This window comes from Streptomyces sp. AM8-1-1 (assembly GCF_032229325.1).
GTDB lineage: Bacteria > Actinomycetota > Actinomycetes > Streptomycetales > Streptomycetaceae > Streptomyces > Streptomyces achmelvichensis.
The window spans coordinates 6045855-6058721 of the sequence record NZ_CP135086.1 but is presented as its reverse complement, the minus strand read 5'-3'; the positions used below and the strand labels follow the sequence as shown (position 1 = coordinate 6058721).

13 protein-coding genes are annotated in these 12867 nt (G+C 72.9%); 9 read left to right on the top strand and 4 right to left on the bottom strand.

Annotated elements, in window-relative coordinates; genetic code table 11:
- The first annotated feature begins 59 nt into the window (after nucleotides 1-59).
- From RPQ07_RS26970 to RPQ07_RS26955, 4 genes are all read left to right on the top strand, one after another.
- On the top strand, nucleotides 60-656 hold the full coding sequence (locus tag RPQ07_RS26970; RefSeq protein WP_313946788.1) for a DUF3043 domain-containing protein: 597 nt from the start codon (nucleotides 60-62) through the stop codon (nucleotides 654-656).
- Between the two features lie 65 nt (nucleotides 657-721).
- Nucleotides 722-1444, top strand: a complete 723-nt coding sequence (locus tag RPQ07_RS26965) for a methyltransferase domain-containing protein (protein WP_313946787.1) — start codon at nucleotides 722-724, stop codon at nucleotides 1442-1444.
- A gap of 135 nt (nucleotides 1445-1579) precedes the next feature.
- The gene (locus RPQ07_RS26960) at nucleotides 1580-3403 is read left to right on the top strand and encodes an ABC transporter ATP-binding protein (protein WP_313946786.1); all 1824 of its coding nucleotides are present in this window, start codon (nucleotides 1580-1582) and stop codon (nucleotides 3401-3403) included.
- A gap of 51 nt (nucleotides 3404-3454) precedes the next feature.
- On the top strand, nucleotides 3455-4525 hold the full coding sequence (locus RPQ07_RS26955; RefSeq protein ID WP_313946785.1) for a S1C family serine protease: 1071 nt from the start codon (nucleotides 3455-3457) through the stop codon (nucleotides 4523-4525).
- Nucleotides 4526-4602: 77 nt separating this feature from the next.
- On the opposite strand, the gene RPQ07_RS26950 is transcribed toward RPQ07_RS26955, so the two are convergent.
- A complete protein-coding gene (locus RPQ07_RS26950; protein ID WP_313946784.1) occupies nucleotides 4603-4809 on the bottom strand; it encodes a hypothetical protein in 207 nt (68 codons plus the stop codon).
- Nucleotides 4810-4900: 91 nt separating this feature from the next.
- Between RPQ07_RS26950 and RPQ07_RS26945 the strand changes: the two genes are divergently transcribed.
- The 4 genes from RPQ07_RS26945 (at nucleotide 4901) to RPQ07_RS26930 (ending at nucleotide 9868) form a co-directional block, all read left to right on the top strand.
- Nucleotides 4901-6100, top strand: coding sequence for a bifunctional adenosylcobinamide kinase/adenosylcobinamide-phosphate guanylyltransferase (locus tag RPQ07_RS26945; RefSeq protein WP_313946783.1), 1200 nt, complete (start codon nucleotides 4901-4903; stop codon nucleotides 6098-6100).
- Between the two features lie 90 nt (nucleotides 6101-6190).
- Complete coding sequence (gene cobT, locus RPQ07_RS26940) at nucleotides 6191-7261, top strand: nicotinate-nucleotide--dimethylbenzimidazole phosphoribosyltransferase (protein ID WP_313946782.1); 1071 nt, start codon at nucleotides 6191-6193, stop codon at nucleotides 7259-7261.
- 79 nt (nucleotides 7262-7340) lie between these two features.
- A complete protein-coding gene (locus tag RPQ07_RS26935; RefSeq protein ID WP_313946781.1) occupies nucleotides 7341-9119 on the top strand; it encodes a phosphatidylglycerol lysyltransferase domain-containing protein in 1779 nt (592 codons plus the stop codon).
- On the top strand, nucleotides 9116-9868 hold the full coding sequence (locus RPQ07_RS26930; RefSeq protein ID WP_313946780.1) for a hypothetical protein: 753 nt from the start codon (nucleotides 9116-9118) through the stop codon (nucleotides 9866-9868). Before RPQ07_RS26935 ends, RPQ07_RS26930 begins: the two co-directional genes overlap by 4 nt.
- On the opposite strand, the gene RPQ07_RS26925 is transcribed toward RPQ07_RS26930, so the two are convergent.
- Nucleotides 9775-10530, bottom strand: coding sequence for a hypothetical protein (locus tag RPQ07_RS26925; RefSeq protein ID WP_313946779.1), 756 nt, complete (start codon nucleotides 10528-10530; stop codon nucleotides 9775-9777). The two genes, RPQ07_RS26930 and RPQ07_RS26925, sit on opposite strands and share 94 nt — an antisense overlap.
- Nucleotides 10531-10555: 25 nt before the next feature.
- Between RPQ07_RS26925 and RPQ07_RS26920 the strand changes: the two genes are divergently transcribed.
- Entirely contained in the window at nucleotides 10556-11371 is an 816-nt protein-coding gene (locus tag RPQ07_RS26920; protein WP_313946778.1) for an adenosylcobinamide-GDP ribazoletransferase, read from the top strand.
- A 56-nt stretch (nucleotides 11372-11427) separates the two neighbouring features.
- Here the strand turns inward: RPQ07_RS26920 and RPQ07_RS26915 are convergent, their stop codons facing one another.
- Together RPQ07_RS26915 and RPQ07_RS26910 are read right to left on the bottom strand one after the other, a co-directional pair.
- Nucleotides 11428-12228, bottom strand: coding sequence for an endo alpha-1,4 polygalactosaminidase (locus RPQ07_RS26915; RefSeq protein ID WP_313946777.1), 801 nt, complete (start codon nucleotides 12226-12228; stop codon nucleotides 11428-11430).
- The gene (locus RPQ07_RS26910) at nucleotides 12225-12857 is read right to left on the bottom strand and encodes a spherulation-specific family 4 protein (protein WP_313946776.1); all 633 of its coding nucleotides are present in this window, start codon (nucleotides 12855-12857) and stop codon (nucleotides 12225-12227) included. The genes RPQ07_RS26915 and RPQ07_RS26910 overlap by 4 nt, the downstream gene beginning before the upstream one ends.
- Nucleotides 12858-12867 lie beyond the last annotated feature (10 nt).

Below are 12867 nucleotides of genomic sequence, written 5' to 3'. Positions count from 1 at the left end.
GCGGGATCGTTCCCCACCGGCGTTGGGTCCCTGCTCCGCACCCCGTACCCTTGGGCTTTGTGTTCCGTAGCCGTGCCAAGGAAGAGAAGGCCCCCACCGACAAGGTGACGGCGGACCTCTCCAAGCAGCCCCGCAGCCCCGAGGCCCCGAAGGGCCGCCCCACGCCCAAGCGCAGTGAGGCCCAGTCCCAGCGCCGCCGTGCCTCCACGGCGCCGGCCGACCGCAAGGAGGCCATGAAGCGCCAGCGGGAAGCCCGCCGCGCCGACCTGGCCAAGCAGCGCGAGGCCCTCGCGAGTGGTGACGAGCGGTATCTGCCCGTCCGCGACAAGGGGCCCGTGCGCCGCTTCGTCCGCGACTTCGTCGACTCCCGCTTCTGCATCGCCGAGTTCTTCCTGCCGCTCGCGGTGGTCATCCTCGTGCTGAGCATGGTCCGCGTGGGCCAGCTCCAGAACATCTCGCTGCTGCTCTGGCTCGGCGTGATCGTGATGATCATCATCGACTCGATCGGCCTGGTCTTCCGGCTCCGCAAGCAGCTCGCCGAGCGCTTCCCGGACGAGCCCAAGCGCGGCGCCGTCGCGTACGGCCTGATGCGCACGCTCCAGATGCGCCGCCTGCGCCTGCCCAAGCCTCAGGTCAAGCGCGGAGAGCGGCCCTGAGCACGGTCGGTTTCGAGGGAGGGGCGACCGCCTGGCTGAACGGCCTCAGCGGTCTGCGGAACATCGTGCGGCAGGAACTGGTCGCACGGCAGCTGGACGAGCAGATAGCCGGCCGCTTCCCGGTGGGACAGCGGCTGCGGATCCTCGACGTCGGGATGGGCCAGGGCACGCAGGCCCTGCGCCTCGCACGGGCCGGACACTCGGTGACCGGTCTGGAGTCCGACGCCGAGATGGTCGCCATGGCGCGGCAGACGCTCGCGACCGAGCCCGAGGGCATCCGTGAGCGGTTCCGCCTGATCGAGGGCGACGGCCGCGAGACGGGGGCGCACTTCCTGCCCGGCGCGTTCGACGTGGTGCTCTGCCACGGGGTGCTGATGTACGTGCAGGAGCCCGACGCCATGCTTGCCGGGCTCGCCCGGGTGCTGGCACCCGGCGGACTGCTCTCCCTGCTGGTGCGCAACGCCGACGCCCTGGCCATGCGCCCGGGGCTGGCCGGAGACTTTCCCGCCGCGCTGGCCGCCTTCGGCTCGGACTCCTACACCAACCGGCTGGGGCTGCCCGGACGGGCCGACCGGCTCGGCGCGCTGACCGCGACGCTGGCCGGGATCGCGGCGCCGCTGCACGCCTGGTACGGCGTGCGGGTCTTCACCGACGGGGCGGACAACGACGCGGACCTGCCGGCCCCCGAGGACCTGGACCGGCTGCTGGCCGCCGAGGACCGGGCCGGGCGGACCGAACCGTACAAGCGGGTCGCGGCGCTGCTGCACCTGTGCGGCGTACGCGGCTGAGCGGCTGAGAGCCGGCGCGGTGGGGTCGGGTGACCGTGCCGCGCGTCAGCCCGCGTCAGGAGCGGCACGCAGGTCAGGTCCGGGGGCCGTTTTCGCGTCCCCCCTTCTGTGACCACCGCAGAGACCACCGGCCCCATGACCGGTAAGCCCGCCCGGAGTTCGACCGGAACGTCCGACGACAAGCCCCCCGTGAAGCTTCCCGCCCGCCAGACCTGGCGGGCGCTGTACACCCACTTCCGCCCGCACCGCTGGACCGTCGCGCTCGGGGCGTCGTTCACGCTCGTCGGTACGGTCGGCGGGCTGGCCCAGCCGCTCGCGGCCAAGACACTGGTCGACCGGCTCGGCGAGGACGAGTCGATCACCGCGATCCTGCTGCTGCTCACCGGCCTGGTGGTCGTCGGCACCGCGATCGAGGCCGTCGGCGCGTACATCCTGGAACGCACCGCCGAGTCCGTGGTGCTGGCCGCCCGCCGCACCCTGATCGGGCGGCTGCTGCGGCTGCGGCTCCCGGAGGTGGAGCGCACCCAGCCAGGCGATCTGATGTCCCGGGTCACCTCGGACACCACCCTGCTGCGCGCCGTGACCACCCAGTCGATCGTCTCGGCGGCGACCGGCGGACTCGCCTTCGTCGCCACCATCGTGATGATGGGCGTGATGGACCCGGTGCTGCTCGGCGTCACCCTCGGGGTCATCGTGCTGATCGGCGGCTGCGTGGCCCTGGTGATGCCGAAGATCGCGCAGGCGACACGGCGTTCGCAGGAGGCGGTCGGAGAGATCTCGACCGTCCTGGAGCGGGCCTTCGGGGCCTTTCGCACACTGAAGGCCTCCGGCGCCGAGGAGCGCGAGACGGAGATCGTGGCGAAGGCGGCGCGGGAGGCGTGGCGGCACGGCATCCGGTCCGCGAAGTGGCAGTCGGTGGCGTGGTCGTCGGTGGGTCTCGCGGTGCAGGTGTCGTTCCTCGCGGTGCTCGGCATCGGCGGGGCGCGGGTCGCCTCGGGCGCGATCTCGGTGTCGACGCTGGTGGCGTTCCTGCTGTTCCTCTTCTATCTGATCGACCCGGTGTCCCGGCTGGTGGAGGCGGCCTCCCAGTACCAGGTGGGATCGGCGGCCATCGCGCGGATCGTGGAGGCGGAGCGGCTGGAGACGGAGGAGCTGGAGACGGAGGAGCTGGGGAAGGCGCCGACGGCCGCGGCCGTGGCCACCACCGGCCCGGCGTCCGTGGTCTTCGAGGACGTGACCTTCCGGTACCGCGACGAGCTCCCCTACGTCCATCACGGTGTCTCCTTCGCCGTGCCGGGCGCGGGCATGACCGCGTTCGTCGGCCCGTCGGGCGCCGGCAAGACGACCGTCTTCGGCCTGATCGAGCGCTTCTACGAGCCGACCGGCGGCCGCGTGTTCCTCGACGGACGGGATGTCCGGGACTGGCCGCTGACCCAGCTGCGCGCCGCGATCGGCTATGTCGAGCAGGACGCCCCGGTGCTGGCCGGAACGCTGCGGGAGAACCTGGTCTTCGCCGCGCCCGACGCGACCGAGGAGCAGATTCAGGACGTGCTCGTACGGGCCAGGCTGGACGCCCTCGTACGGCGGCTGCCCGACGGGCTGGAGACACTCGTCGGCCATCGCGGCTCCAAGCTGTCGGGCGGCGAGCGGCAGCGGGTGGCGATCGCGCGTGCGCTGCTGCGCCGGCCGCGGCTGCTTCTGCTCGACGAGGCGACCTCGCAGCTGGACGCGGTCAACGAGATGGCGCTGCGGGACGTGGTCACCGAGGTGTCCCGCGAGGTCACGGTGCTGGTGGTGGCCCACCGGCTGTCCACCGTGACGCTGGCGGACCGGATCGTGGTGATGGACGCGGGCAGGGTGCGGGCGGTGGGCACGCACGCGGAGCTCGTGGCGGGCGATCCGCTCTACGGCGAACTGGCGGCGACGCAGTTCCTGGCGTCGGCCCCGGGGGCCCCCTGATCGGCGGCGCACAGCGAGCTGCCCCGCAGCGGCAAAAGGGATACTCCGGACATGGATGCCTCCCCTCGCCGCCCCGGCCCCGCGCGCCGGCTGATGCTCCTGCTGACCGTCGTCGTGTGTGCGGCGGCGGCCGGCGGCTGCATGGCCATGTCCTCCTCGCAGCCGGAGAGCACCACGCGCGCGATGGCCCAACGCGACGGGGAGGACCTGCAGAGCGACTACCAGTCGGTGATCAGGGATTCACTGCCGTCGGTCGTGCAGATCCAGGCGGGCGACAGCCTGGGGTCCGGCGTCGTCTACGACACCAAGGGCCATGTGGTCACCAACGCCCATGTGGTGGGCGACGCGAAGTCGCTCCGCGTCACCATCGCGACGGGTGAGCAGACGCTGACGGCGAAGCTCGTCTCGTCCTATCCGCAGCAGGACCTGGCCGTGATCAAGCTGGATCCGGTGCCGGAGGGCCTGAAGCCGGCCACGTTCGGCGACTCGTCGAAGGTGGAGGTCGGGCACATCGTGCTGGCGATGGGCTCGCCGCTCGGTCTGTCGAGCAGTGTCACCCAGGGCATCGTCTCGGCGGTCGGCCGCACGGTCAGCGAGAGCGGTACGGGCGGGACCACCGGCGCGACGCTCGCCAACATGGTGCAGACGTCGGCGGCGATCAATCCGGGCAACAGCGGGGGCGCGCTGGTGAACCTGGACAGCGAGGTGATCGGGATCCCGACGCTGGCGGCCGTGGACCCGCAGCAGGGCGAGGGTGCGGCCCCGGGCATCGGATTCGCGATCCCCGCCTCCATGGTGAAGACGGTCGCCGACCAGATCATCGCGAACGGCAAGGTGACCGACTCCGGCCGCGCGGCGCTGGGCATCACGGCCCGGACGGTGCTCGACGACAACTACGAGCCCTCGGGGGCGGCGGTGGTGGAGGTCGTGAAGGGGGGCCCGGCGGAGCAGGCGGGCCTGCGCGTCGGGGACATCATCACCAAGGTGGGTTCGACCGAGATCACGACGGTGACGTCCCTGGCGGAGGCGCTGGCCTCGATGAACCCGGGCGACAAGGTGGTGGTGGGGTACCTGCGGGACGGTGACTCCCGCACGGCACAGGTCACGCTGGGGGAGGTCTAGCGACACGGCCCGGGGCCCCGCACGGGCGCCCCCCGGAGTGCGGGAGGCGCCCTCGGCGGCCGGAGGGCCGCCGGCGGTCAGTCGTTCGCGTGGAGGCTCATCGGCCCGTAGATCTTGGTGGTGTCCTCCGAGAGCACCACCTGGTCCGCGCCGCCCTCCCGGAGTTCCTTCCAGTACTCACCGATCCACGACTCCGCGTCCCCCTGCGTCGTGAACTCCTCCGGCTGCACCGCCGGCTGGACCTCCGTTCCGTCGGACTTCTCGAACCGCCACGTCCACGCCATGTCCGCCTCCCAGGGCCCATCAGTGATCTCTATCCTGCCCGCAGCGTAGCCGGGCGCGCACGCCCCGCGGTGACACGGGAGGATCAGAGGCGTGGAACTGACTCTGCTCGGCACCGGCGCGCCCGCCGGACTCCCCCGGCCCGACTGCCCGTGCGCCGTGTGCGCCACCGCGCGCGGGGCTCGCGCGCGGGCCGCGACCGCGCTGCTCGTGGACGGGGCCCTGCTGCTCGACCTCACCCCGGGCGCCGCGCTCGCCGCCGCACGTGCGGGGCATTCGCTCGTCGGCGTACGGCAGGTGCTGCTCACGCACCCCCATGACGGGCCCGCGGTCGATCTGCCCGCCGGGCTGCCCACGGCCGGGCGGGTGCCCGACGGCCGGGAGCTGACGCTGATCAGCGGGCACCGGGTGCGCGCCGTGCCGATGGACCACCCCGGCACCGGGTACGAGGTGACCTCGCCGGAGGGCGAACGCCTGCTGTATCTGCCGCCGTCCGGCGGTCCCGCCGGACTCGCCGAGGGGCTCGCCGCGTACGAGATGGTCGTCGCGGATGTCATCGGACGCCCCGACGCGATCGCCCGGCTGCGCGCCTCCGGGGCGATCGGCGCGACGACCGACGTCATCGCGGTCCACATCGACCACGACGTGCCCGGTGGTCCCGAGCTGGACCGCCGGCTCGCCGCCGCCGGCGCCCGGACCGTGCCCGACGGGACGACGCTGATCGTCGGCGAGTACCACGCCGTGCCGGACCTGCCCCGCCGCACGCTGGTGACCGGCGGTGCGCGCTCGGGGAAGTCGGTCGAGGCCGAGCGCAGGCTGGAGACGTTCCCCGACGTGGTGTACGTGGCCACCGGCGGGACCCGCGAGGGGGACACCGAGTGGGCGTCGAGGGTCGCCCAGCACCGGGACCGCCGCCCGGGAGCCTGGCGTACGGCGGAGACCTGCGATCTGGCGCCCCTGCTGAGGGAGGAGGGTCCGCCGCTGCTGATCGACTGTCTGTCGCTCTGGCTGACCGATGCGATGGACCGGGTCGGCGCGTGGGACGACGAGACCTGGCGGGAGAGCGGCGAGCGGGCGCTGCGCGAACGGGTCACCGAACTCGTCGCCGCCGTACGGGAAACGCCCCGTACCGTCGTCGCGGTGACGAACGAGGTGGGCTCCGGTGTCGTCCCCGCCACCCCGGCCGGCCGCCGGTTCCGCGACGAACTGGGCCGACTCAACGCCGCCTTCGCCGCCGAGTGCGAGCATCTGCTGCTCGTCGTCGCAGGCCAGGCCCTGGTGCTCCGCAGCTGACACCCACGAGCGGGAGACCCGCCGGACCGGAACCGGCGGGGGCCCCGGCCCGCCGCCGACGCGGCGGCGGGTGTCTGTACTGTTCGGCGAATGAGCAGGCTGAATCTCGATGACTTCTCCGACCTGATCGAGCGACCCGACAGCGGCATGCGGCGCGAGGCCGAGGAACGCAGGGAGCGGCTGATCGTCCCGCCCGGCGCTCTGGGCCGGCTCGACGAGCTGGGTGAGTGGCTCTCCGCCGCGCAGGGCTCCGTCCCGGTCAAGGCCGTGGCGCAGCCGCGCGTGGTGCTGTTCGCGGGTGATCACGGGGTCGCCGAACTGGGCGTCTCCGGGCGGGAGTCCGGGTCCGCGCACCGGCTGGTGCGTGCCGTGCTGGACGGCGCGAGCCCGGTCGCGGTGCTGGCACGCGGGGCCGGGGTCCCGGTGCGGATCGTGGACGCGGGCCTGGACTGCGACCCGGAGCTGCTGCCCGAGGACGTCGTACGCCACCGGGTGCGGCGCGGCAGCGGGCGGATCGACGTCGAGGACGCGCTGACGGCCGAGGAGGCCGAGCAGGCCGTCCGGCTGGGCATGGCGATCGCCGACGAGGAGGCCGACTCCGGCACCGATCTGGTGGTGCTGGGCGATCTGAGCGTCGGCGGCACCACGCCCGCCGCGACGCTGATCGCCGCGCTGTGCGGCACGGACGCCTCCGTGGTCACCGGCCGGGGCGGTGCGGGGATCGACGATCTGGCCTGGATGCGCAAGTGTGCGGCGGTCCGTGACGCGCTGCGGCGCGCCCGGCCGGTGCTCGGCGACCAGTTGGAGCTGCTGGCGGCGGTGGGCGGTGCGGATCTGGCCGCGACCACCGGGTTCCTGCTGCAGAGCGCGGTGCGCCGGATGCCGGTGATCCTGGACGGTGTGGTGTCGGCGGCCTGTGCGCTGGTGGGCCAGCGTGCGGCGTTCCGCGCGCCGGACTGGTGGCTCGCCGGCCAGGTGAGCGGCGAGCCGGCGCAGAGCAAGGCGCTGGACCGGATGGCTCTCAACCCGCTGCTCGACCAGGGCGTCACTGTGGGGGAAGGAACCGGGGCACTGCTCGCACTCCCCCTCGTCCGGGCCGCTGCCGCCCTCGCGGCCGAACTGCCGGAGCGTACGGAGCCGGTGGGGAGCGACACGGACTGATGCGTCGGTACGGCCGTCCCCGACCGGGCGGCCGTACCTCGCCCACCATGACCCGCGATGCCCCATATCATCGCGTTTCATGGGAGAGGTCCGTTTGTCCAGCGAAGAGGCGAACCGCGGCACGAGCCGGGGCGCCGACCGCTCCCGGCGGAGCGCGGCGTTCGCGGTCTGGTACCTGAGGGCGGTGACCTTCGTCAATGTGCTGAGCGCGGTCTGGGTCTCGCTCGGGCAGGACGTCCGCCGGCACAACGTCGACGACTACTTCACGCCCTATCTGCTGACCGCGGGCTTCGCGTCCGGCGCGTTCGCGCTGTTCCTGGCGGTCACCATGCGGCGCCGCAAGCGGGCCGCGTGGATTCTCAACCTCGCCCTGGCGGGCTCCTTCCTGCTGCTCCTCGCCCTGGCCGTCGCCGTCGACGCGGGTATCCGGGAGCATGCGCAGAACTGGGTCTCGCTCGCTCTCACCGCCGGCTTCGTCCTCGCGCTGCTGCTCGGCCGCGGGGAGTTCTACGCGAAGGGCGACCGCACCAACCCCCGTCTCGCCGCGGCCGTCGCGGCCGGCGGGCTCCTCGTCACCTCACTGCTGGCCGCCGCCCTCGTCACCGTCACCAATACGGCGGGCGGCGGATCCACCTTCCTGGAGCGCTGGCGCTACGGCACCATGCGGCTCGTCTCCCTGGCCGCCGACGACGCGCGTTTCCCGGAGATCGCCACGCCCGGCTGGGTCGATGTCACCGTCAACGTGCTGTCCACGCTGCTGCTCCTCGCCGTGCTGTACGCGGCGTTCCGCTCCCGCCGGGCCGTCGACCCGCTGACCGGCGAGGACGAGGAACGGCTGCGCGCGCTGCTGGAGCGCCAGGGCGACCGGGACTCACTGGGCTATTTCTCCCTGCGCCGCGAGAAGAGCGTGGTCTGGTCCCCCACCGGGAAGGCCGCCGTCGCCTACCGGGTCGTCGGCGGGGTCTCCCTCGCGTCCGGCGACCCGATCGGGGATCCGGAGGCCTGGCCGGGCGCGATCGCCCCCTGGCTCGCCGAGGCACGCGAACACGGCTGGATCCCGGCCGTGATGGGCGCGAGCGAGGAGGCGGGGACCATCTATGCCCGGCACGGCCTGGACGCCCTGGAGCTCGGCGACGAGGCGATCGTGGAGACTTCCGACTTCACCCTCGACGGCCGCGCGATGCGGACGGTGCGCCAGGCGTACCACCGGGTCGGGCGCGCCGGGTACTCCGTGCGCATCCGCCGCCACGAGGAGATCCCCGCCGAGGAGATGGACACCCTGCTCGCCCGCGCCGACGACTGGCGCGACGGCGCCACCGAACGCGGCTTCTCGATGGCGCTCGGACGGCTCGGCGACCCGGGCGACGGCCGGTGCGTGATGCTCGAATGCACCGACGGCCAGGGCGAGTTGCGCGCGGTCCTCAGCTTTGTGCCGTGGGGCCCGAAGGGGCTCTCCCTCGATCTGATGCGGCGCGACCGGGACTGCGAGAACGGCCTGATGGAGTTCATGGTCATCGAACTCCTCCGGAGCGCCGGTGACATCGGGATCGCCCAGGTCTCGCTGAACTTCGCGATGTTCCGGTCCGTCTTCGAGCGCGGCGCGAAGCTCGGCGCGGGACCCGTACTGCGGCTGTGGCGCTCGCTGCTGAGCTTCTTCTCCCGCTGGTGGCAGATCGAGTCCCTGTACCGGGCGAACGCCAAGTACCGGCCCATCTGGGAACCGCGCTTCCTGCTCTTCGAGAAGAGCGCCGACCTCCTGCGCATCGGCATCGCCGCGGCTCGCGCCGAGGGCTTCCTGGAGGCACCCGGACTGCCCCGGTGGATGCACCGCAGCCATCTCGGAACCGGGCGCCGATGACGGTCCGGGCGTTCGCCCGCCGGGAGTGGGGGTTGCTGTACGCGACGGTCCGGGAGGCGCTCGTCACCCGTAAGTGGCGGGCGGTTCCCCTGACCCTCGGGGCGGTGTGCCTCACGGCGGTCCTCCAGCTGGTGCAGCAGCAGTCTTGGGGCTACGGCCCGGTCCGCACGATCGGTTTCGTCCGGGCGGAGGACCCTGTGTGGGTGGCGCTGCTGCGCACCCCCCTGTCGCTGTTCGTGCCCGCGCTGGACCTTCCGGTGTGGGGTGCGCTCGGCCAGATCCTGCTGGTCTTCGGGGTCGCGGAGATCTGTCTGGGCCGGTGGCGGACGCTGGTCGTCGCGTACGTCTCCACGCTGGCCGGTACGACATACGCGCGCATCGGCATCGCACTCGGTCCCGACCACCTCGGCGGCGCCATCGGGCTGCCCGCCTCCGACGCCCAGGTCGTCGACACCGGCCCCTCGGCCGCCGTCGTCGGTCTCGCGGTCGTCGTCTGCGTGCGCTTCCAGGCCTGGTTCACGGCCGCCCTGGTGGTGCTCGCGATGATCGCCGAGGTGCTGGTCAAGAACAATCTCGCGGGCAAGGAGCATCTGGCCGCGATCGCCGCCGTCCTGGTGCTGTGCGCCGTCTCTGCGCTGCGCCGGCGCCGGGCCCGTCAGCGCTCGGTGATGGCGGGCCGGTCGGGAGCGCCCCCGATGAGGTCCTGCATCTTCCGGCGGGGCCGGTCCCAGCGGCGGTCGTGGCGGTAGGAGCGCAGTGTGGCCTTCGCCCGCGCCTTGGGCCGCTTCCGGTAGAAGCGGCGGGCCCACGGCGAGTTGGGTCTCGCCAGGCGGATCGCGCCGAAGATGGCCACGAACGGCACCAGGACGCTGAGGACGGCCATCCGCGCCTTGCCCTTGAACAGCGTGATGAGGACCAGCAGGAAGTTGATCACCAGGGTGGTGATCAACGACAGGCGGTCCTGGCGTTCGTCGGCGCTCATGTCGTTGACGCCGAGCGGTGAGAAGCCGCTGAGGATCAGCACGGCCAGGGACGCGACGAGGACGACCACCTCCACGCTCTGGCGTCCCTGCTCGCTCCAGTAGACGTCGTCGAGATGGAGGATCAGCGCGAACTCGTCGAGCACCAGCCCCGCGCCCATGCCGAAGACGACGGCCCAGATGTAGGCGCCCGCGCCGTACCGACTGCTGCCGACGGCGCCGAAGCCGCCGATCACCATGAGGATGACGCCGGGCACCACATGGTGGATGTGCATGCCGCCCGGCCGGACGTTGCGGAACGGCCCCTTCCCCGCCCGGATCATCCGCGTGATCACCCGGGTGATCAGAAAGGTCAGGATGAAGGAGGCCAGGGCGAGGAACATGGGCAGCTTCCCCGGCTCGACGATGTTGCGGTAAAACCAGTGACCCATGCCACCCGCTCCCGATTTGTGAGATATGCGCAATTTACCGTCTGTCGGGCCGGGCTACCCTTCGCCGGTGAACGATCTGGCCGGCCCGCGCTTCGCCCTCGGCACCCTGACCGTGTTCCCGGTGCGCGTCACGCGCTGGGACCGGGAGGCCGCCCGCGCCGGGATGCTCTGGGCCCCGGGGGCGGGCCTCGCCGTGGGCCTGCTCGCCGCCGCGGCCGGCGGACTGCTGTCCCTGCTCGGCTCCGGGCCGCTGCTCGCGGCGGTGGCCACGGTCGCCGTCCCCGCGGTCCTCACCCGCGGACTGCATCTGGACGGGCTGGCCGACACCGCCGACGGCCTCGGCAGCGGCAAGCCCGCCGACGACGCGCTGCGCATCATGAAGCAGTCCGACATCGGGCCGTTCGGGGTCATCACCCTGCTGCTCGTCCTGCTCGCGCAGGTCGCCGCCGTGTCCGCGCTGTACGGCGAGGGCTGGGCGTACGGCGCGCTCGGCGCTGCCGTGTCCGCCGTCACCGCCCGTCTCGCCCTCACCCTCGCCGCGCGCACCGGCGTCCCGGCGGCCCGCCCCGAGGGCCTGGGCGCGGCGGTCGCCGGGGTGGTGCCCGTACGCGGCGCCCTGGCCCTGGCGGCCGCGGTCACCGCGGTGTGCGCGGCGGCGGGTGCGGTGTTCGGTGTGACGGGAGTACTGCACCACGCGCTCGGGGTCCTGGCCGGCCTCGCGGGCGCCGAGCTGCTGCTGCGTCACTGCGTGCGCCGGTTCGGCGGGGTGACGGGTGATGTGTTCGGGGCGCTCGCGGAGACGGCGGCGACGGTGTCGCTGGTCGTGCTGGTGCTCGGCTGACGCAGCCGGGCAGCCGGCACAGCAGCCTCAGCAGGCGGGGGCCGGGCACCACGGCCTCAGCAGGCGCGGCGCCAGACACCCAGTTCGTACTTCTTCAGCATCGAGCTGAGCCTCAGCCGGCGGGCGTCCGGGCAGAAGTCACGGGTCGGCAGTTCGTACTCCACGTGGAAGACCGCCTTGCCCGCCCGTACGAACGGTGTCAGCAGGTCGCACTCGTCGTGCTCCGCGCACTGCTCGTTGACCGCGAAGTCGAAGTCCCCCACCAGCTCGGGAATCTGGTCGAGGTCGTTCTTCAGGCCGACGGCGAGTCCGCGGTCGTGGGCGAGACGGGCGATCAGACGGTTGTAGCGCAGCTGGTCGGCGGCGGTGAGGGGAAAGCCGGTGGCGTTGGCGTAGGCGTCCATGTTGTCGGGCTCGACCGCGTCGAAGCCCTTTTTCCGGCACATGTCCATGCGTTCGGCCATCAGGGGTCCGAGGACGTCCGTACGGCGGATGTCGAGCCAGCGCTCGCCCTCCCAGCCGTTGCCGCGGCCGAGTACGGACTTCGGGAATCTGCCCGCGTCGGGACGGAAGTCCTCCCAGGCGCCGGTCGAGAGGTAGCAGATGACCTTACGGCCGCGCCGGTGCAGGTCGGCGACCGCGGAGGCGGGGTGGTCGAAGCCGTCGATGTCGTACACCGGCACGTCCACGGCCGGGTCGAGCCGTCCACTGAGCTGCCACTGCCAGGCAAGGCCCGGCTCAGGCCGCCAGTGCCCGCCGGAGGGCCGGCCGTCCGGGTTCTCCGGGGCGTCCGGGGTGCTGGTGCAGCCGGCCAGGACGAGCAGCAGCATCACCAGAAGCAGGGCGGTACGTCTCACCGGGCCGGCTCCAGCGCGTACGGGAGGGTGCCCCAGGGGTGGGCGCCCGTGCCGGGGACGACGCAGTGCACCGCCGCGCTCGCGCGGGCGCCGGGCGGCGCGCCGTACACCAGATGGCAGAAGCGATCGGGCGGATGGCCCTCCGTCCAGGCCGGGACGTCGAGGGCGCGGTAGGAATCCCACGGGCCCTCGAAGGTGACGAGGAGATCGGCGAGATCGGCGTAGCCCGGGTCGGGGTGCACGCCGTGGTTGAGGACGAGGGAGGCCGAGCCGGCCGCGCGGGCGGCGACGGCCAGGCGCCGGTAGTGGGGCAGCGCCCCCGGGTCCGCGGACACCTGGTCGAGGAACGCGCCGTCGGTGCCGTACCAGTCGCGGTGGCGCAACAGGTCCCGGACGACCTCGGCGTGCGGGCGTCGGGCGTAGTCGGTGTCGGCGTAGCCGAGGACCCGCACGCCGGCCTCCCGCAGCCGCAGCGCGGCGGCGGCGAACGCCGCGTCGGGCGCCTCGCCGGGCCCGGACGCCGGGTTGAGCACCACGCCGTGCAGCCGCGGTGCTGCCGCGACCAACGCGTCCCAGGCGCCGGGCTGTTCGGCGGGATGCTCGTAGTACGGCACCAGCAGCGTTTTCACGACACCTCGT